Annotated in this window: 15 protein-coding genes; 3 read left to right on the top strand and 12 right to left on the bottom strand. The window is 67.5% G+C overall.

What is annotated here, in order from left to right; all coding sequences use genetic code 11:
- Positions 1–301 precede the first annotated feature (301 nt).
- On the bottom strand, positions 302–1,039 hold the full coding sequence (locus ACUZ2Y_RS22985) for a D-Ala-D-Ala carboxypeptidase family metallohydrolase (protein ID WP_476322144.1): 738 nt from the start codon (positions 1,037–1,039) through the stop codon (positions 302–304).
- Positions 1,040–1,242: 203 nt separating this feature from the next.
- Between ACUZ2Y_RS22985 and ACUZ2Y_RS22980 the strand changes: the two genes are divergently transcribed.
- From ACUZ2Y_RS22980 to ACUZ2Y_RS22970, 3 genes are all read left to right on the top strand, one after another.
- Positions 1,243–1,833 (top strand): TetR/AcrR family transcriptional regulator, encoded by a 591-nt coding sequence (locus ACUZ2Y_RS22980; protein ID WP_476322141.1) that lies wholly within the window; start codon positions 1,243–1,245, stop codon positions 1,831–1,833.
- A 61-nt stretch (positions 1,834–1,894) separates the two neighbouring features.
- Entirely contained in the window at positions 1,895–2,623 is a 729-nt protein-coding gene (locus ACUZ2Y_RS22975) for an SDR family NAD(P)-dependent oxidoreductase (protein ID WP_476322138.1), read from the top strand.
- Positions 2,623–2,817: a tautomerase family protein gene (locus ACUZ2Y_RS22970; RefSeq protein ID WP_476322135.1), complete on the top strand. Its 195-nt coding sequence runs from the start codon at positions 2,623–2,625 to the stop codon at positions 2,815–2,817. Before ACUZ2Y_RS22975 ends, ACUZ2Y_RS22970 begins: the two co-directional genes overlap by 1 nt.
- 57 nt (positions 2,818–2,874) lie before the next feature.
- Here the strand turns inward: ACUZ2Y_RS22970 and ACUZ2Y_RS22965 are convergent, their stop codons facing one another.
- The 11 genes from ACUZ2Y_RS22965 to ACUZ2Y_RS22915 form a co-directional block, all read right to left on the bottom strand.
- A complete protein-coding gene (locus ACUZ2Y_RS22965; RefSeq protein WP_476322133.1) occupies positions 2,875–6,774 on the bottom strand; it encodes a DNA-directed RNA polymerase subunit beta' in 3,900 nt (1,299 codons plus the stop codon).
- Positions 6,775–6,875: 101 nt separating this feature from the next.
- The gene (gene rpoB / locus ACUZ2Y_RS22960; protein WP_476322131.1) at positions 6,876–10,382 is read right to left on the bottom strand and encodes a DNA-directed RNA polymerase subunit beta; all 3,507 of its coding nucleotides are present in this window, start codon (positions 10,380–10,382) and stop codon (positions 6,876–6,878) included.
- Positions 10,383–10,728: 346 nt separating this feature from the next.
- Positions 10,729–11,499: a hypothetical protein gene (locus ACUZ2Y_RS22955; RefSeq protein WP_476322128.1), complete on the bottom strand. Its 771-nt coding sequence runs from the start codon at positions 11,497–11,499 to the stop codon at positions 10,729–10,731.
- A gap of 322 nt (positions 11,500–11,821) precedes the next feature.
- The gene (locus ACUZ2Y_RS22950) at positions 11,822–12,388 is read right to left on the bottom strand and encodes a hypothetical protein (RefSeq protein WP_476322125.1); all 567 of its coding nucleotides are present in this window, start codon (positions 12,386–12,388) and stop codon (positions 11,822–11,824) included.
- Between the two features lie 30 nt (positions 12,389–12,418).
- Positions 12,419–13,684, bottom strand: coding sequence for an MCE family protein (locus tag ACUZ2Y_RS22945; RefSeq protein ID WP_476322122.1), 1,266 nt, complete (start codon positions 13,682–13,684; stop codon positions 12,419–12,421).
- Complete coding sequence (locus ACUZ2Y_RS22940; protein ID WP_476322119.1) at positions 13,684–14,892, bottom strand: MCE family protein; 1,209 nt, start codon at positions 14,890–14,892, stop codon at positions 13,684–13,686. Before ACUZ2Y_RS22940 ends, ACUZ2Y_RS22945 begins: the two co-directional genes overlap by 1 nt.
- Positions 14,892–16,088, bottom strand: a complete 1,197-nt coding sequence (locus ACUZ2Y_RS22935) for an MCE family protein (RefSeq protein WP_476322116.1) — start codon at positions 16,086–16,088, stop codon at positions 14,892–14,894. Before ACUZ2Y_RS22935 ends, ACUZ2Y_RS22940 begins: the two co-directional genes overlap by 1 nt.
- On the bottom strand, positions 16,085–17,077 hold the full coding sequence (locus ACUZ2Y_RS22930) for an MCE family protein (protein ID WP_476322114.1): 993 nt from the start codon (positions 17,075–17,077) through the stop codon (positions 16,085–16,087). The genes ACUZ2Y_RS22935 and ACUZ2Y_RS22930 overlap by 4 nt, the downstream gene beginning before the upstream one ends.
- A complete protein-coding gene (locus ACUZ2Y_RS22925; RefSeq protein WP_476322111.1) occupies positions 17,074–18,108 on the bottom strand; it encodes an MCE family protein in 1,035 nt (344 codons plus the stop codon). Before ACUZ2Y_RS22925 ends, ACUZ2Y_RS22930 begins: the two co-directional genes overlap by 4 nt.
- Entirely contained in the window at positions 18,105–19,469 is a 1,365-nt protein-coding gene (locus ACUZ2Y_RS22920; protein ID WP_476322108.1) for an MCE family protein, read from the bottom strand. Before ACUZ2Y_RS22920 ends, ACUZ2Y_RS22925 begins: the two co-directional genes overlap by 4 nt.
- The gene (locus tag ACUZ2Y_RS22915; RefSeq protein ID WP_476322105.1) at positions 19,466–20,305 is read right to left on the bottom strand and encodes an MlaE family ABC transporter permease; all 840 of its coding nucleotides are present in this window, start codon (positions 20,303–20,305) and stop codon (positions 19,466–19,468) included. The genes ACUZ2Y_RS22920 and ACUZ2Y_RS22915 overlap by 4 nt, the downstream gene beginning before the upstream one ends.
- Positions 20,306–20,307: the final 2 nt, after the last annotated feature.

Genomic DNA, 20,307 nt, shown 5'->3' with positions numbered 1-20,307 from the left:
CTGACAGGAGCCCGCTTCGTGGCGATCGGGTAAACGACCATCCAGTTCGCGGACCGCGCGGCACAGGCACACGGATCGACCCGACATGGGTCGGGCGCGAGTAGCAAAGATACCTTCCCCACGGGCGCGGGGACAAATCGGGGTCCCTTTACGACTCTCAACTCCAGGGACGCGCACTGTGTCAACCCAGTGGGGGCACTTGTTCCGATGGTAGTCGGGGCGTCCAGTCGATCTCATGAAATGGGCCGCGACGCGCCGACACAGGTGGCGTGTCGGCCCGTCGCGGCCCGGTTTTCCCAGGTCAGATGCCGCAGTTGGGCGCCGACCAGAATCGGCTGGAGCGGCCGTCGAGGTGCGTGTGGTCGTTGTGGCCCGGATAGCCCGGCCCGAGGATGCCCGTGAAGCCGTGGCTGCGGGCCTGCTGTGCCAGGCGACACAGTGAGTGCGGGCCGGAGCCGAGATCCGCGGCGTCCCCGTACAGGTGACGGCTGTCCGAGGCGCCGCCGACCGCGTTGTTGCACGCGTAGCTACGGAAGCCGCTGGTGACGGTGATCGACTGGTCACCGAGGGCGTGGCGCATCGCCTGCAGCTTCCACATCGTCACCCTGGCGTTGAATTTCGCCGTCGACGCGGAGACCGCGCCGCCCGACCAGTCGCTGTTGCAGCGGTTCAACTCGGCGTAGGAGAAGTTGATCGGGGTGCAGTCGTCGTCCTGCAGCGCGTAGATCTTGCTGTAGGTCGCGGAGCCCGCGATCCCGTCGGCGCCGAGTCCGTAGGCCTGCTGGAACCTGGTCACCGCCGACTTGGTGCCGGGGCCGAACTGGCCGTCGAGGGCGACGACTCCGCCGTAGCCGGGATAGCCGGCGACGCGGATCTGGAGTTGGCGCACGTCCTCACCGGACATGCCTTCGGACAGGGTGCGGCCCCACGTGTAGCAGCCGTCGGCCTGGGCCGGGGCGGCGGTGAGCACGAGGGTGGACAGGATGGCGGCGGCGAGGATGGGGAGGGTGGATAAGAGTCGGGCCAAGCGTCGGTTCACACGGCACCTCACTGATCCGAGCGACAGGACTCTCGGAGAGTGACGGAGCGCACGAATGAGGGTCAATGGACCACGACGTTGTTAGGGGTCCGATCGCCACACACGAGGGGGTGGCACGGGCCTTGAGTGAACCGTCGATGAAAGTGGGCTGGACGGTGCCCGCACGCTTGCGTTCCAAGACGACTGGTCGTATTGTTCGGGGCATGGCGCGACCGCGACTCAGTGAGGGCACCCGCAAGCGGCTGCTCGAAGCGAGCACGCACGCGTTCCTTCGGCAGGGCTACCACGGCACGGGCTTGAAGGATCTGCTCGACAGCGTCGAGATCCCCAAAGGCTCGTTCTACAACTACTACCCCAGCAAGGAAGCGCTCGCCGTGGCCACGATCGAGCACACCCAGCGATGCACCGCCGAGAGCCTGGCCGCGGCCCTGGAGAACGCGCCTAATCCAGTCACAGGCCTGCGGGCTTTCTTTCAGGGCCAGGCCGCCGAGTTCGAGCGGACCCGATTCGAGGGCGGCTGCCTGCTGGCCAACCTCGCGGGCGAACTCGACGAGAGCGAGGCCTGCCGGTCCGCGCTGTTCACCGCCTTCCTGGACTGGCGCGACGGCGTCCGCGACGCCATAGCCGACGCGCAGGGACTCGGGCTCGTCCGGGCCGATGAGGACGCCGCCGAACTGGCGGACATGCTCATCGAATCCTGGGAGGGCGCCGTGATCCGAATGAAGGTGGAGCGGTCGGTCGAACCGCTGCACAAGTGCCTGCGCAGGCTGCTCGACGGTTACTTCCGGCCGTAAGCCGGTCTCTTTTTTGCCCCAATTCCAAGACGACTGGTCGTCTTGTTCTGATAGGAGTCCCATGACCACCGCGATCATCACCGGAGCATCGAGCGGCATCGGCCTCGATGTCGCCCGCGAATACGTCAAGCGAGGCGGAAACGTCGTCATCAACGCCCGCGACGCGGACAAGCTCGCCGCCGCGGCCACCGACCTCGGCTCCCCCACCCAGGTCGCCGCCGTTGCGGGCGACATCGGCTCGGCCGCGACCGGCGCGGCCCTGGTCGCCGCGGCCGTCGACCGCTTCGGAGGGGTCGACCTGCTCCTCAACAGCGCGGGCATCTTCGGCGTCAAGCCCTTCGTCGAGGTCACCGAGGAAGAGCTCGACCAGTACCTGACGATCAACCTCCGGGGCACGTACCTGGTCACCCAGGCCGTGGTCCGCCGGATGATCGCCCAAGGCAATGGCGGCGCGATCGTCAACATCGGCACCGTCTTCGTCGACCACGCCAAGTCGGGCGTGCCCGCGTCGGCGCCACTGGCCGCCAAGGGCGGGGTGCACTCGCTGACGGTGAGCCTGTCGGCCGAACTCGCGCCCGAGCGCATCCGCGTGAACATGGTGGCACCCGGCATCATCCGGACACCTCTGCACGACGGGATCAATGTGGACGACTTGGCGGGCCTGGCCCTGCTGAACTCGGTCGGCGAGGTGTCCGACACGACCGCGGCCGTGTTGTACCTGGCGGACGCGGGCTTCGTCACCGGCCACGTGCTGAACGTGGACGGCGGCTACGTGGGCGGGAGGGCCTGATGCCGTACGTGAACATCAAGATCACCGAAGGCGCGACGGTGGAGGAGAAGGCGCTGCTGATCAAGGGCGTGACGGATCTACTGGTCGAGGTGCTGGACAAAGACCCGGCGCTGACCCACGTGATCATCGACGACGTCGCGCTCACCGACTGGGGAGTGCGCGGGCTTTCCACAGCCGAGATCCGCAAGGGCTAGGAAACACCGAAGAGGCCCGGAAGCAACAGCTTCCGGGCCTCTTCGGTGTTTCAGCTCTTAGCGGTAGTCGCGGCCGAAGTCGTAGTCGTCCAGCGGAACCGCCGCACCAGTGCCCGCGCCGAACACGTCCGGCGTGTAGTAGCCGTCGTCGTAGGACGGGATGGCGTAAGCCGCCACTCGTGCCTCTTCGGTCGGCTGGACCTGGATGTTGCGGTACTTGTTGATGCCCGTACCAGCCGGGATCAACTTACCGATGATGACGTTCTCCTTCAGACCCACGAGCTTGTCGCTGCGCCCGTTGATCGCGGCGTCGGTCAGGACCCTGGTCGTCTCCTGGAAGGAGGCGGCCGAGAGCCACGAGTCCGTGGCCAGCGAGGCCTTCGTGATACCCATCAGGACCGGGCGACCCGAGGCGGGCTCGCCACCGGCGCCCACGACGCGGCGGTTTTCCGTTTCGAACACGGCGCGCTCGATGAGGGCGCCGGGCAGGAATTCGGCGGTGCCGCTGTCGAGGATCGTGACCCGGCGCAGCATCTGCCGGACGATGACCTCGATGTGCTTGTCGTGGATCGACACACCCTGGGCGCGGTAGACCTTCTGGACTTCCTCGACCAGGTGCATCTGCGCCTCGCGCGGGCCCATGACTCGCAGGACCTCGTGCGGGTCGCGGGTGCCTTCCAGCAGCTGCTGGCCGACCGAGACGTGGTCGCCGTCGGCGAGCGGTCCGGTCGGGGTCGAGGCGAGCCGCTGACGCTTCGACAGCTTCTCGAAGATGATTTCCTCGCTGCCGTCGTCCGGCGTGAGGGTGATCTTCCAGAAACGGTCGCCGTCCTCGATGCGCACGCGGCCGTCGACGTCGGCGATCGGGGCCTTGCCCTTGGGGACGCGGGCCTCGAACAGCTCCTGCACACGCGGCAGACCGGTGGTGATGTCGTCTCCGGCCACACCACCCTGGTGGAAGGTACGCATCGTCAGCTGCGTGCCGGGCTCACCGATGGACTGCGCGGCCACGATGCCGACGGCCTCGCCGATGTCGACGAGCTGGCCCGTCGCCATGGAACGGCCGTAGCAGGTGGCGCAGACGCCGACCGCGGCCTCGCAGGTCAGGACCGAGCGGACCTTGACCTTCGAGACACCCGACTCCAGCAGCTTCTCGATCGCCGGGTCGCCCAGGTCGTCCGCCCGGTTGAGCAGGACGTTGCCCTCGGAGTCCTTGACCTCGTCGGCGACGCAGCGCGCGTACACGCTGGTCTCGACGTGCTGGTCGCGCAGGACCTTGCCACCCTCGATGGGGTCGCCCAGCGTCATCACGATGCCGCGGGTGGTCCCACAGTCGACCTCGCGGACGATGACGTCCTGCGAGACGTCCACCAGACGACGGGTCAGGTAACCCGAGTCGGCGGTACGCAGCGCGGTGTCGGCCAGACCCTTGCGGGCACCGTGCGTCGCGATGAAGTACTCCAGCACCGACAGGCCTTCACGGAAGTTGGCCTTGATCGGTCGCGGGATGAACTCACCACGCGGGTTGGTGACCAGACCGTTCATGCCCGAGAGCTGACGGATCTGGGTCATGTTGCCCGCCGCGCCCGACTTCACGATCGTGGGGATCGGGTTGTCGTCGGGGTAGTTGTCCTCCATCGCCTTCGCGACCTCTTCGGTCGCGTTGCTCCAGACCTTGACCAGCTCGTTGTTCCGCTCGGTGGCGGAGAGCTGACCACGCTGGTAGCGCTTTTCGACGGTGTCGGCCTTCTTCTCGTATTCCTCGAGAATCCCGACCTTGGCAGGCGGCACGATGACGTCGGACATGGCGATGGTGACGCCCGAACGCGTGGCCCAGTAGAAGCCGGCGTCCTTGAGCTTGTCCAGCGTCTGCGCGACCTTGACCATCGGGTACCGCTCCGCGAGGTCGTTCACGATCGCGGCCTGACGCTTCTTCGGCATCGGCTCGTTCATGAACGGGTAGTCCGGCGGGAGCAGCTCGTTGAACAGCACGCGACCAAGGGTGGTCTCGGCCAGCCACGGCTGACCGGGAGCCCAGTCCTCGGGCTGCATGCCGGGGCCGGGGGTCCGGTCCGAGATGCGGATTTTCACCATGGACTGCAGGCCGAGGACCTTGCGGTCGTAGGCCATGATCGCCTCGGCGGGCGAGGAGTACGCGTGCCCGGCGCCGAGACCGTCGTCCTTGAGGCGGGTCAGGTGGTACAGACCCGTCACCATGTCCAGACGCGGCATCGCCAGCGGGCGACCCGACGCCGGGGACAGGATGTTGTTCGACGACAGCATCAGGATGCGGGCTTCGGCCTGCGCCTCGGCCGACAGCGGCAGGTGGACCGCCATCTGGTCACCGTCGAAGTCGGCGTTGAACGCCTCACAGACCAGCGGGTGCAGCTGGATGGCCTTGCCTTCCACCAGCTGCGGCTCGAAGGCCTGGATGCCGAGACGGTGCAGCGTGGGCGCACGGTTCAGCATCACGGGGTGTTCGGTGATGACCTCTTCGAGCACGTCCCACACGGCCGGGCGCGCGCGCTCGACCATCCGCTTGGCGGACTTGATGTTCTGCGCGTGGTTGAGGTCGACCAGCCGCTTCATGACGAACGGCTTGAACAGCTCGAGCGCCATCGCCTTGGGCAGGCCGCACTGGTGCAGCTTGAGCTGCGGGCCGACGACGATGACCGAACGGCCCGAGTAGTCGACTCGCTTGCCGAGCAGGTTCTGGCGGAACCGGCCCTGCTTGCCCTTGAGGAGGTCGGACAGCGACTTGAGCGGGCGGTTGCCCGGTCCGGTCACCGGGCGACCGCGGCGGCCGTTGTCGAACAGCGCGTCGACGGCCTCCTGCAGCATCCGCTTCTCGTTGTTGACGATGATCTCGGGCGCGCCGAGGTCGATCAGTCGCTTGAGGCGGTTGTTGCGGTTGATCACGCGGCGGTACAGGTCGTTCAGGTCGGAGGTGGCGAAGCGGCCACCGTCGAGCTGGACCATCGGCCGCAGGTCCGGCGGGATCACCGGGACGCAGTCGAGCACCATGCCCATGGGCGAGTTGCGGGTCGCCTGGAACGCCGCGACGACCTTGAGCCGCTTGAGCGCGCGGAGCTTCTTCTGCCCCTTGCCGTTGCGGATCGTGTCGCGCAGGATGTCGGCCTCGGCGTCGACGTCGAAGTCGCGCGCCAGGGTCTGGATCGCCTCGGCGCCCATGGACCCGGTGAAGTAGTCGCCGTAGCGGTCGATGAGCTCGCGGTAGAGCATCTCGTCGGCGATGAGCTGCTTGATGTCGAGCTTGGTGAAGGTCGACCAGATCTCGTCGAGCCGGTCCAGCTCACGCTGGGCGCGGTCGCGGAGCTGGCGCATCTCCCGCTCGCCGCCCTCCTTGACCTTGCGGCGGACGTCGCTCTTGGCGCCCTCGGCCTCAAGCTGCGCGAGGTCGGCTTCGAGCTTCTGCGCGCGGGCCTCGATGTCGGCGTCGCGGCGGTTCTCGACCTGCTTGCGCTCGACGCCCATCTCGTTCTCGAGCGTGGGCAGGTCGTTGTGGCGCAGCTCGGTGTTCACCGAAGTGATCACGTACGCGGCGAAGTAGATGATCTTCTCGAGATCCTTCGGCGCGAGGTCGAGCAGGTAGCCCAGGCGGCTCGGGACACCCTTGAAGTACCAGATGTGGGTGACCGGCGCGGCGAGCTCGATGTGGCCCATGCGCTCACGGCGAACCTTGGCGCGAGTGACCTCGACACCACAGCGCTCGCAGATGATGCCCTTGAAGCGCACGCGCTTGTACTTGCCGCAGTAGCACTCCCAGTCCCGGGTCGGACCGAAGATCTTCTCGCAGAAGAGCCCGTCCTTCTCCGGCTTCAGGGTGCGGTAGTTGATCGTTTCGGGCTTCTTTACCTCACCGAAGGACCACTGACGAATGTCGTCTGCGGTCGCAAGGCCGATGCGGAGCTCGTCGAAGAAGTTGACGTCCAGCACGTCGGTTCCTTCTCCCCTTCTTGGTTACAGCACGTAAATGGGGGGATCAGTGCCTGCCCGCCGGGAGGAGTTTCCGGTTCCTCCCGGCGGCGGCAGCGAGGTTAATTGACGACGTCGTCCACGGACGGCGACTCATTGCGCGAGAGGTTGATGCCCAGGTTCGCGGCGGCGCGCTCCAGGTCCTCGTCGTCCCCGTCGCGCATCTCGATGGCAGCGCCGTCCGAGGACAGCACCTCCACGTTGAGGCACAGCGACTGGAGCTCCTTGAGGAGCACCTTGAAGGACTCCGGGATGCCCGGCTCCGGGATGTTCTCGCCCTTGACGATGGCCTCGTAGACCTTCACGCGGCCGAGCACGTCGTCGGACTTGATCGTCAGCAGCTCCTGCAGCGTGTAAGCCGCGCCGTAGGCCTGCATCGCCCAGCACTCCATCTCACCGAAGCGCTGGCCACCGAACTGCGCCTTACCACCGAGCGGCTGCTGGGTGATCATCGAGTACGGGCCGGTCGAACGCGCGTGGATCTTGTCGTCGACCAGGTGGAGCAGCTTCAGGATGTACATGTAGCCGACCGAGACCGGGTACGGGTACGGCTCGCCGCTGCGACCGTCGTACAGGGTCGCCTTGCCGTCCGAGCCCACCATGCGCTCGCCGTCGCGGTTGGGCCGCGTCGAGCCGAGCAGACCGGTGATCTCGTCCTCGCGGGCGCCGTCGAACACCGGCGTGGCGGTGTTCGTGTCGGGCTCGACCTCGAAGAGCTCCTCGGGGATCTTCTTCGCCCAGTCCGGGTGGCCCTCGATGGACCAACCCTGTTTGGCGATCCACCCGAGGTGGGACTCCATGATCTGACCGATGTTCATACGACGCGGAACACCGTGGGTGTTCAGCACGACGTCGACCGGAGTGCCGTCCGGCATGAACGGCATGTCCTCGACGGGCAGGATCTTGCCGATGACGCCCTTGTTGCCGTGGCGGCCCGCGAGCTTGTCACCGTCCTGGATCTTGCGCTTCTGGGCCACGTAGACCCGGACCAGCTCGTTGACGCCGGGGGGCAGCTCGTCCTCGTCCTCACGGGAGAAGACGCGGATGCCGATGACCTTGCCGGTCTCGCCGTGCGGCACCTTCAGCGACGTGTCGCGGACCTCGCGGGCCTTCTCGCCGAAGATGGCGCGCAGCAGGCGCTCCTCCGGGGTCAGCTCGGTCTCGCCCTTGGGCGTGACCTTGCCGACGAGGATGTCGCCCGCGCCGACCTCGGCGCCGATGCGGATGATGCCGCGCTCGTCGAGGTCCGCGAGGACCTCCTCGGAGACGTTCGGGATGTCCCGGGTGATCTCCTCGGCGCCAAGCTTGGTGTCGCGCGCGTCGATCTCGTGCTCGTCGATGTGGATCGAGGTGAGCACGTCGTCCTGCACGAGGCGCTGCGACAGGATGATCGCGTCCTCGTAGTTGTGGCCTTCCCACGGCATGATCGCCACGAGCAGGTTCTTGCCGAGGGCCATCTCGCCGTCTTCGGTGCACGGCCCGTCGGCGATGACCTGTCCGACCTCGACCCGCTCGCCTTCGGCGACGATGGGCTTCTGGTTGATGCAGGTGCCCTGGTTCGACCGGCGGAACTTGTGCATCCCGTAGGTCTGGCGGGTGCCGTCATCGGCCATCACGGTGATGAAGTCGGCGGAGAGCTCCTCGATGACACCGGCCTTCGCGGCGGTGACCAGGTCGCCGCCGTCGACCGCGGCGCGAAGCTCCATGCCGGTGCCGACCAGCGGGGACTCGCTGCGCAGCAGCGGGACCGCCTGACGCTGCATGTTCGCGCCCATGAGGGCACGGTTCGCGGCGTCGTGCTCGAGGAACGGGATCATCGCGGTCGCGACCGAGACCATCTGGCGCGGCGAGACGTCCATGTAGTCGACGTCGAACGGCTCGATGAACTCGACCTCGCCGCCACGCTTGCGGACGAGCACGCGCTCTTCGGCGAAGTGGTTCTCGTCGTCGAGCGGCGCGTTCGCCTGGGCGATGACGTGCCGGTCTTCCTCGTCCGCGGTCAGGTAGTCGATCTGGTCGGTGACCTGACCTTCGACGACCTTGCGGTACGGGGTCTCGATGAAGCCGAACGGGTTGACCCGCGCGTAGCTCGACAGGGAGCCGATCAGGCCGATGTTCGGGCCTTCCGGCGTCTCGATCGGGCACATGCGGCCGTAGTGCGAGTGGTGGACGTCGCGGACCTCCATGCCCGCGCGCTCACGGGACAGACCGCCGGGGCCCAGAGCCGAGAGCCGACGCTTGTGCGTCAGGCCGGCGACCGGGTTGGTCTGGTCCATGAACTGCGACAGCTGGGAGGTTCCGAAGAACTCCTTGATCGCGGCGACGACCGGGCGGATGTTGATCAGGGTCTGCGGCGTGATCGCCTCGACGTCCTGAGTGGTCATCCGCTCGCGGACCACGCGCTCCATGCGGGAGAGGCCGACCCGGATCTGGTTCTGGATCAGCTCACCCACGGTGCGCAGGCGGCGGTTGCCGAAGTGGTCGATGTCGTCGACCTCGACCGGGATCTCGCGCTGGTTCTCGCCCTCGCCCGAGACCATCGAGGTGTCGCCCGCGTGCAGGCGGACCAGGTACTCGATGGTGGTGACGATGTCGTCCTCGGTCAGCACGCCGGTGTTCGTCGGCATCGCGAGGCCAAGCTTCTTGTTGATCTTGTAGCGACCAACCTTGGCGAGGTCGTAGCGCTTCTCCTTGAAGAACAGGTTCTCCAGGAGCGTCTGGGCGCTCTCCTTGGTCGGCGGTTCGCCCGGGCGCAGCTTGCGGTAGATGTCGAGCAGCGCCTCGTCGGTGCCCGCGGTGTGGTCCTTCTCCAGCGTCGCGAGAAGCGTCTCGGAGAAGTGGAACCGCTCGCGGATGGCCTCGGTGGTCCAGCCCAGGGCCTTGAGCAGCACGGTGACCGGCTGACGGCGCTTGCGGTCGATGCGGACACCGACGGTGTCGCGCTTGTCGACGTCGAACTCGAGCCACGCGCCGCGGCTCGGGATGACCTTGACGCTGAAGACGTCCTTGTCAGTGGTCTTGTCAATCGCGGTGTCGAAGTAGACACCGGGCGAACGGACCAGCTGCGACACAACGACACGCTCGGTGCCGTTGATGATGAACGTGCCCTTGTTGGTCATGACGGGGAAGTCACCCATGAACACCGTCTGGCTCTTGATCTCGCCAGTGGTGTTGTTGGTGAACTCGGCCGTGACGAACAGCGGCGCGGCGTAGGTCATGTCCTTGTCCTTGCACTCCTCGACGGAGGCCTTGACCTCGTCGAAGCGCGGGTCGGAGAAGGACAGTGACATGGAGCCGGAGAAGTCCTCGATCGGGGAGATCTCGTTGAGGACTTCCTCAAGGCCGCCGACAGGGTTCTCGTCACCGGCATCGATGCGGCGCTGGAACCACATCTCGTTGCCGGTGAACCACTCGAACGACTGGATCTGCAGGTCCAGCAGGTTGGGCGTTCCCAGGGGCTCGCGGATCTTCGCGAAGGAGACCCGACGGGGCGCTCCCGGGATACCCGAGTTCGAAGCAGTGGCGGAGTTGGTCGCAGCAGTGGCCTTGGTCGCGCGGGAGACTGCCAAGATGCGTCCTTCCAGGACTATGAGCGGTTGACAGTCACATGCTCTGCTCGCGCTAGCAAGCGGAATACGCGCCTGTCAAGGGTGCCGTCGTGCCCAACATCCTAGCTCTTGGCAAAGGGCGTGCGGAAAGTGGGCAGCACAAAGGGGCAGTCTAGCCACTAAATGGGCGACTGTCGAGGCCCGCCGCTCAATCGGTCCTCCCGCTCAGTACGTGCTGGGTATCAGCGTGACCCCGGACGGTCGCGTAGTCAAGATGCCACGCCTGAGAATCCACTTTTGCAGCAGCGCCATGCCGTTCACAGATAGCCGCTTGACCTGGGGAAACTTGCCTGCTACAAGCAGGGACTCAGCACGTTGGCGCGGGCTTGCCGTCGGGTAGTGGCTGATCAAGCATGTCGAAATCGGTGATCTTCCAGGTCCCGTCGATCTTCTCCGCGCGCACGCCGAACTGGGCGCCGCTGGCGGTGGTCTGGTTCTGATCGGTGCGGGTGGTCGACTGGTCGACGAAGACCAACAAGTCGGCCGTGTCGCCGTCGAGCCGGGTGACGCCGAGCTGGCGGACCTTGGTCGTCAGCACCAGCTTCTGGGCAGGCGCGAGCTCCTTGAGCTGGCCGAACAGCTTGTCGTACTCGCACACGGCGTTGCCGGCGAGGTTGTCCTTGACGGCCTTGGCGGTGGCGTCGAGGCCGGTGAAGTTGTACGACAGGGTCTTCTCGATGGCGACCGTGAGCTTGCCCTGGACCTCGCTGGTGGCGGCGCTGTCGGTCAGGGCGTGGTTGGTGCCGTCGGCGCCGCCGGTGAGCGAGTTGGCCTCGCCGCGGAACCACAGGGCCAGCCCGGCGAGCACCAGGGCGACCACGGAGAGGGCGATGGCGAGGTTGATGGACCGGTTGCGGGCGGCGGCGGCCACCTCTTCCGGCGACCGCTCGTCGACGGCGTCGTCATCATCGGCGTCTCGGCCGCGTTCGGCGGCGGCGAGGTCTTGGGGGGCGCGGATTCCGGTGGCCCGGCGCTTGCCCGAGGGCCGCGGGGAGGGCACGTCAGCGGCATCCTGGTCGACTCCCAGCACGGCGGGGCTAACGACATCGACGTCGCCCGACTCGTCACCATCCGCCACAGTGGACTCATCGGCGGCGTTTTCAGCTTCGACCGAACCCCGACCAGCCCCCACCCTCTCCGGGGGGACGGCCCCTGCCCAGTCTATCGGGGTGGCGGGGGTTTTCCGGGCCTGCTCGGTGGGCTGTGGATCACTCGGCTGGGCTGTGGACGGTTCGGCGGTCGGGTCCGTGGGCTCGAGTATCTTGCTGTCCGCCTGCTCGGCGTCCTGGTGCGGCCGGTGCAGGCCCGCCACCTTGGGGCGGCGGACGGGCGTCGTCGGGGGCGTTACCGGGCGGCGGCGCGACGGGGGCGTGGGCACTGTGTGGACGTCCTCTCGGCGATCAGGAGGCGGGGGTGAACGGGACGAAGCCGACGCCGCTGAGCTTCCAGCCCGCGTCGGTCCGCTCCAGGGACCCCTGGATGCGCTGGTACTTGGACGTGGTCGGCTTGCCGTCGGGGGTGACGTCGATCCGGATGGCGGCGATGAGGACCGCCTTGCCCTCACGGTCGCGCAGATCGGTCACCGCGGACTTGAGCACCCGCGCGCTGGTCACCGTCTTGGCCTGCTGGATGGCCGTCTTGCTGCTCTCGCGCCTGCCGACGACCTCGTCGTGCAGCGGGCCGACCGAGGCGTTGAGCCACCGGTCGAGATCCTCGTCGACCTTGCGGTAGTCGAGGGTGTTGAACGTGATGATCGCCTGCTCGCCGACCCGGGTGACCTCGTCGCGCATCCGCGACAGCTCGAGGTCGTCGTCGTTGGCGGCCTTGATCCAGGCGACGCCGAACCAGACCGCCGCGGCCGCGCTCACGACCACCAGACCGAGGGCGACGAGCACGAACGGGTTCAGCCTCCTGCGCGGGGGCTGCTCGTCGGTGACGTCGTCGATCTCAGGGTCCGTGCTGGTCATGACACTCCAGGGTAGACGGGTGCGAAACGGTCAGGCGGGCAGGCCCAGCAGGCCCGCCAGGCTGGACAGACCGCCGATTCCGGGCTGGGTCACCGTGCCGGGGATGCTGTTCGTCGCGAGCTCGTGCAGCTGCTCGGAGTCGCGGTTCTGGTTGGCCGCCAGCTGCTCCTGCGTCGGCTCGACCGGCTTGCCGCCGAACGGCGCGTTCGCGGAGCCGCGCACGTTGATCGGGCTGCCGACCGGCTCGGCGCAGTAAGCCTGCTCGTTCACCGGCGCGGGACCCGTCTCGTTGCCGTCGCGGCGCTCGGTGCCCTCGTAGCCGCGGGTGCACGGGGGCGGGTCGAACAGGTTGAGCGCCAAGCCCAGGTGGGTCTGGCCCTTCTCGTCGATGACGGTCTTCGGACCCACCGCGACCAGCGGATACGCGACCAGCGCCAGTTCGAGGCCGTCCGTGCGGCTGACCATGATGTTGGAGACGGTCAGCAGGTTCGCGAACACCGCGCCGAGGCCGTTGCCCGACTCGCGCAGCAGGCCGGTGATGGAGTCGGCCGCGCCGGGCGTGGCCGCGATCAGCGTGCGGATCTGCGGGTCGGACTCGCGCAGCTGCGCGGAGAGCGCCTTGAGGTCGCCCGCGAAGGACTTGATGTTGCCCGACTGCTTCATCTGCGTGTTGAGGACGATCGAGCCGTCCTCGATCAGCTTGATCGTCTGCGGCAGGTGCTCGCGGGCGGCCTGGGTGAACGCCATCTGGTTGTCCAGCAGGACCTGCAGGTCGTCGCCGGTGCCGGAGAACGCGCGCTCCAGCTCGTCGACGACCGTGCGCAGCGAATCGGTGGGGACCGAGGTCGCCAGGTTGTCGAGGTCGCGGATGACCTCGTCGGTGCTGATCGGCGTCTTGGTGCGGTCGGCCGCGATGACCGAGCCTTCCTTGAGCACCTCGCCACCGGCCTTGCGCGGGCGCAGGTCGACGTACTGCTCGCCGACCGCGGACCGGTTGGCGATCACGGCGTCGAGGTCGGCCGGGATGTCGGGGGCGGACGGCTCGATCTCGAGGTCGATGCGCATGCCCTCGCGGGTCAGCTTGATCTCACCGACCCGGCCGACGTTGACACCGCGGTAGGTGACCTCGGCGTTGGTGAAGATCCCGCCGGACTGGACCAGGTCCATCTTGACCCGGTACCCGTCGGCGCCGAAGACGCGGCCGAGGTCGGTGAAGCGGAACGCCGCGTAGACGACAGCGACCACGGCGATCACGAAGAACGCCACGAGCTGGAGGCGGACGGTCTTGGTCAGCATCAGGAACCGCCTCCGAGGAGCACGTCGAAGATGCCGCCCATGCCGCCGCCGGACTGCGGCGAACCGGGCTGCACCGGCGTGGACTGGCCGCTGTTGAGCTGCGGCAGCGGCAACACCGGCGGGGCGTTGCCGGGCACGCCGTCCTGGCCGCCGCTCAGACCGCCGGGCAGGTGGAGGTCCTGCAGCGGGTTCTGCCTGCTGCGACCGAGGTTGTTCACGATCTCGCCCAGGTTCAGGTCGAGCGTGGCGTAGAGGTTGAAGTAGTCGCCCTTGACGCCCTTCACGGCCTGGTCGGTGAACGGGTAGGTCACCAGCAGCTCCAGCGCGTTGGGCAGGTTGTTGCCCGCCTCCCCCAGCTTCTGCAGGGTCGGCGCGAGCGCCTTGAGGTCGGCGACGAGGTCGGCCTGGCTCTTGTTGACGGTGTCGACCGCGATGCCCGAGAGCGAGTCGAGGCTCTGCAGCATCGTCACCAGCTGCTGACGCTGGTCGGTGAGCACCTTGAGGCCGGGCCCGATGTTGTCGATGACGCCCGCGATCTGGTCGCGCTGGGCGTTGAGCGTGCTGGCGAGCCGGTTGATGCCGTCGAGCGCCCGGGTGATGTCGGCCTTGCCCGCGTCGAGCTCGGTGACCATCACGTTGACGTTGTCGAGCAGCGCGCGGATGTTGGTCTCGTTGCCCGCGAGCGCGTTGTTGAGCTCCTTGGTGATGCTCTGCAACTGCTCGACACCACCACCGTTGAGCAGCAGCGACAGTGCGCCGAGGACTTCCTCGACCTCGGTGTTGCGGTTGGTCCGCTCGACCGGGATGAACGCGTTGTCGGCGAGCACGCCTTCGGCCTTGCCGCCGGGCGGCGAGCCCAGCTCGATGTACTTCTCGCCGAGCAGGCTGGACTGGCGCAGCTTGGCCAGCGTGTTGGCGGGCAGCTCGACATCGCCGTTGACCAGCAGCGTGGCCTCGGCGGTCCAGCCGTCGGGGGCCAGCGTGATGTTGTCGACCCGGCCGACGGTGACCTCGTTGACCTTGACCCCGGACTGCGGGACCAGGTCGAGGACGTCGCGGAGCTGGACCTTGACCGTGTACGGCCGGTCGCCGAGGTCGGCGCCGCCGGGCATCGGGAGGTCGTAGATGCCGGTGAACCCGCAACCGGACAGCGACACCGCCGCGACCGCGGTGGTGACCGCGCCGGCGAGCTTGATCCTGGTGGTCATCAGTTCCCCCCTCCCGATCCGACTGGGTCGCCCGCCATCGGCAGCGGCAGGGACGGCATGTGGCCGCTGCGGAGTCCGTCGATCACCTGGGCGGGCGACGGCAGCGGAACCGCGCCCTGCACGATCGGCGCGAGCTGGTCGCACACATCGGCGAGGGCGGGCGGCAGCGCGCCCTGGGTGCCCTGGCGGACCAGCTTGCAGACCGTGACGATCGGCGGCTGGGTCAGCTCGTTGATGTTCGCGCGGGCGTCGGTGGTGCCGGACGCAGCGTTGTAGGTGTTGACCAGGTTGCTCAGGGCCAGCGGCGCGATGTCGAGCGTCTCGGCGAGCGCGGCCCGCTGGTCGACGAGCACCTGGGTGACCGTGGCCAGTTTGTCCACATTGGACTTGATCCGGCCGCGGTTGTCGTTGATGAACTGCTGGACCGTGGTCAGCGCGATGCCGAGCTGGTCGACCGACGCGGCGAGGTTGCCGCGCTCGCCGGCCAGGAACCTGGCGGCCTCGGCCAGCTGCTGGTTGAACTGCCGGACCTGGTCGTCACTGCCCGCGAGGGTCGTCGTGAACTTCTGCAGGTTGTCGACCGTTGCGAAGAGGTCCTCGGAGTTGCCCGACAGCGTCGACGTCAGCTTGCTCAGGTCGGTGACCGTGTCGTTGACCGCCTGGCCGTTGCCGTCGAGGTTCTTGGCGAGGGTGTTGAGCAGGTCGGACAGGGCGCCGTCCTTGTTGACCCCGTTGGGGCCGAGGGTGCGGCTGACCCGGCTGAGGCTGGCGTAGAGGTCGTCGACCTCCAGCGGCGCGGCGGTCCGCTCGCGCGGGATGACCGTGCCGGTCGCCATCAGCTCGCCGCCGGTGAAGGCCGGGGTGAGCTGGACGTAGCGGTCCGAGACCAGCGACGGGGCGACGATGACGGCCTTGGCGTCCGCGGGGATCTTGACCTCGCGGTCGACGAGCATCGTCACCTCGACGATGTCGCCCTTGGGCGTCACCGACTCGACGGTGCCGACCTGGACACCGAGCACCCGGACGTCGTTGTGCTCGTAGAGGCCGACGGTGCCCGGGAACATCGCGGTGTAGCGCTTCTCGCTCGCCTCTTTCAGCAGCCACCACAGCGCGGCGGCGATGACGAGGCCGAGCACGCACACGATCGCGACTGTCCGGGCGGCGTCCTTGCCCAGCTTCGTGGAGAAACTGCTCATGACGGGTCCCCCAGACAGCCGGACTGGTTGAGCGGGCCGAACGCGGGCGGCAGCAGCCCGCAGATGTAGTTGTCGAACCAGCGGCCGTTGCCGATCGCGTTGTTGAACTGCCGGGCGAACGGCCCGAACTTCTTGATGCCCTCGGCGAGGGAGTCCTGGTTGCGCTGCAGCATCGCGGTGAGCTGGTCGAGGCTCTGCAGCACCGGGCCGAGCTGCCCGTTGTTGTCGGAAACCAGGCCCTGCAGCTCCTGCGAGAGCGTCTTGGTGCCGGTCAGCAGCGCGGAGATGGCCTTCTTGCGGCTGTTCAGCTCACCGAGCAGCAGGTTGCCGTCGGAGAGGAGCTTGGCCACCTCGGTGTCGCGGTCGGCGAGGGTCTGGCTGATCTGCCGGGTGTTGCTCAGCAGCGTCGCCAGCTCCTTGTCGCGCGAGGAGATGGTGCGCGAGAGGGACTGCAGGCCGTTGAGCGCGCCCTTGACCTCGTCCGGCGTGTCGGCGAAGGTCTCCGAGATCACCTCGAAGCTCTTGGCGAGCTGAACGGTGTCGACCTCGTTGACCGTCTCGGCCAGGCCGCGGAAAGCTTCGAGGACGTCGTAGGGGGCCATCGTCCGGTCGCGCGGGATGCGCACGTCGGGGTTGAGGACCTCGGAGCCGTCGGGCTCCAGCGACAGGTACTTCTGCCCCAGCAGGGTCTTGATCTTGATCTCGGCCCGGGTGCGGTCGCCGATCCAGGCGTCCTTGATCTTGAAGGTGACCAACACCTTGTCGCCGTCGAGCTCCACATCGGACACCTTGCCGACCTTGATGCCCGCGATGCGGACCTCGTCGTCGGCCTGGATGCCGGACGCCTCGCTGAACTCGGCGCTGTAGCTGGTGCCCGCGCCGATGACCGGCAGGTCGTCGGAGTTGACCGCGGCGACCAGCGCGAGCGCGATCACCAGGATGCTGACGATGCCGATCGGGATCGGGTTGCGTGACCGGAAAGGCTTCATGACAGGCACCTTTCCTGGGTCGCGGGCAGCGGCGTGATGTTGATCGGGTGGCTGATCAGACCGGGCACGCTGACCTCACCGGAGCCCTCGCACAGGAAGAAGTTGAACCACGAGCCGTAGCTCACGGTGCGGGTCAGGGTGCCGAGCTTGGTCGGCATGAACTGGATGAAGTGCTCGACCGTCTTCTCGTTGTCGTTGAGGTTCTTCGTCAACGTGCCGAGCGCGGCGATGTCCTGCTTGAGCGGCTCGCGGGCCTCCTGCAACAGACCCGTGGTCGTGGTGGCCAGGCCGCCGATCGCCTCGATGGCGTCGCCGATCGGCTCACGGTCCTCGGCCAGGCCGCTGACCAGCTGCTGCATCTGCACGATGAGCTGCGAGAGCTGCTCGCCGCGGCTGTTGACCGTGCCCAGCACGCCGTTGAGGTTCGTGATCACCTCGCCGATCACCGCGTCCTTGTCGGCGATCGTCGTGGTCAGCGAAGCGGTGTGGGCCAACAGGTTCTCCACCGTGCCGCCCTCGCCTTGCAGGACCGTGATGATCTCGTACGACAGCTTGTTGACGTCGTCGGGCGAGAGCGCCTGGAACAGCGGCTTGAAGCCGTTGAACAGCTCCGTGAGGTCGAGCGCCGGGCGGGTGCGCTCCAGCGGGATCGACTCCCCCGGGTCGAGCACCGAGTTCGGGTCGTAGCCCGCGCCCTGGGTCAGCGAGACGTAGCGCTGGCCGACCAGGTTGCGGAACTTGATCTGCGCCATCACCGACTCGGGCAGCTTGCGGTCGGCGGCGACGGAGAACTTGACCTCGGCCTGGTTGCGGTCGGCGATCGAGACCTCCTCGACCTGTCCGACCCGCACACCGGCGATGCGCACGTCGTCGCCGGGAAGCAGCAGCGTCGCGTCGGAGAACCGCGCCGAGTAGGAGTTCGTGGAGCTCAGGTTCGTGTTGGCGATGCTGATCGCGAGCACACCGGTCGCGGCGATGGTGATCACTATGAACAGCGCCAGCTTGATCAGCGGAGCGGCCATTCCCCTCATTCGAACCTCACCTCCGCGCCGCGGAACGCCGGGCCGAGCAGCAGCGTGCTCCACCTGGGGACCTGGTCGGGTTCGACGCCCATGCCGGGCGCGAGCAGCTGCGACACGAACGCGATCTCCCCGGGAGAGTTGGGCAGTCCAAGACCCACACCGTCTTCGCCGCCAGCGGCGCTGGGCGCCGTGTACTGCGTCGTGTTCGCGGGCGGCAGCAGGCCGTCCGACGACGAGCGGCCAGGTGACGGGAAGCTCGACCCGTCCTGGAGCGGGCCGTCCGGCGGTGCCTGCGGGAACGGATTCGGGAACTGGGTGAAGTCGTAGCAGCGCGGACCGCGGTCTTCGTCGTAGCGCGGCTCGTCCACACCGGCCTTGTACGCGCCGCGGTTGACCGTCACCTCGATGTTGGCGTGCAGACCGGGCTTGTTGGTGCCCTTGCCGAGCGTGGTGTCGACCTGGGCGACGGCCTCGGTCATCAGCTGCAGCAGGCACGGGTACTCCGGGGAGTACCGCGCGAGGACCTCCAGCGTGGGCCGCGAGGTGTCGGCGAGCTGGATCAGGTTCGAGGAGTTGGCCCGCAGGAACGATTCCAGGTCACGCGAGGCGGTGGTCGCGGTGGCGAACAGGGCGTCGAGGTTGGCCCGCTGCTCGGCGACGGTCTTCGACGTCACCGTCAGGTCGGTCAGCGCCTGGACCAGGTCCGGCGTGACGTCGCCGTAGGTCTCGCTGACCGAGGCCAGCAGACGCAGGTCCTCACGCAGCTTCGGCAGGTTCGGGTTCAGTTCGCCGACGAACTCTCCTAGGTCGGCCAGCGACTTGCCGAGATCGTCGCCGCGGCCCTGCAGAGCGGTGGAGATCGCGGAGAGCGTGCTCGACAGCTTCTGCGGCTGCACCGCCTGCAGCACCGGCAGGAGGTTCTCGAACGCCTGCTCCAGCTCGACCGCGCGGACCGAACGGTCCTGCTTGATCGTGTCGCCCGCGCGCAGCGCCTGCTCGTCGATCTCCTCGGGGATCTGCAGCGAGACGTAGCGCTCGCCGAACAGGGTCTTCGGCAAGAAGCGGGCCGAGACGTTGCGCGGGATGACGTCGATCATCTCTGGGTTGATCGCAAGGTCGAGCGTCGCGCCGTCCTTGGTCGGCGTGATCTTGCGGACCTCGCCGACGATCAGGCCGCGGACCTTGACGTCGGAGTGCACCGCGAGCTGGTTGCCGACCTTGTCCGTGGTCAGCGACACCTTCGCGACCGGGGTGAACGCCTTGTTGTACATCGCGATGCTCAGCGACACGAGCGCCGCGATCACCACGATGAAGCCCAGGCCGAGGAGCCTGCGCTTGATGACCTTTCCGGTGGTCTCCCGCCCGCTCATCCCGCGATCCTCACCGTCGTCGTGGTGCCCCAGATCGCGAAGCCGATGAAGAAGTTCACCAGCGCGACCGTGACGATCGTGGTCCGCACCGCGCGGCCCACGGCCACGCCGACGCCCGCGGGGCCGCCGCTGGCGTTGTATCCGTAATAACAGTGCGTCAGGATGATGATGATCGCGAAGATCAGCACCTTGCCGAACGACCAGAACACGTCTTCAGGTGGCAAGAACAGGTTGAAGTAATGGTCGTACGTACCGGCGGATTGGCCGTAGAAGTACACGGTGATCGTCCTCGAAGCCAGATATGAGGACAGCAACCCGATGATGTAGAGCGGGATGACCGCGATGAAGCCCGCGATGATCCGGGTGGTCACCAGGAACGGCAGGCTGGGCACCGCCATGACCTCGAGCGCGTCGATCTCCTCGGAGATGCGCATGGCGCCGAGCTGGGCGGTGAAGCCGGAGCCGACCGTCGCCGACAGCGCCAGGCCCGCCACCAGGGGCGCGACCTCGCGGGTGTTGATGTAGGCCGACGCGAACCCGGAGAAGGCGGCCGTGCCGATCTGGTCGAGCGCGGCGTAACCCTGCAGGCCGACAACGATGCCGGTGAACACGGTCAGGCCGACCATGACGCCGATGGTGCCGCCGATGACCGCGAGCGCGCCGCTGCCGAAGCTGACCTCGGCGAGCAGGCGCATCGTCTCGCGCATGTAGCGGCGCAGGGCGCGCGGGATCCAGGCGAGCGCGCGGATGTAGAACGAGAGCTGTTCGCCGAGGTCGTCAAGTGTCCGCAGGGGACGGTCGACGACCTTCTTGGCGGTCTCTGTCACCGAGGCCATGG

The sequence above is a fragment of the Actinokineospora sp. UV203 genome (assembly GCF_056323665.1).
This window is presented reverse-complemented; position numbering and strand designations above follow the sequence as displayed.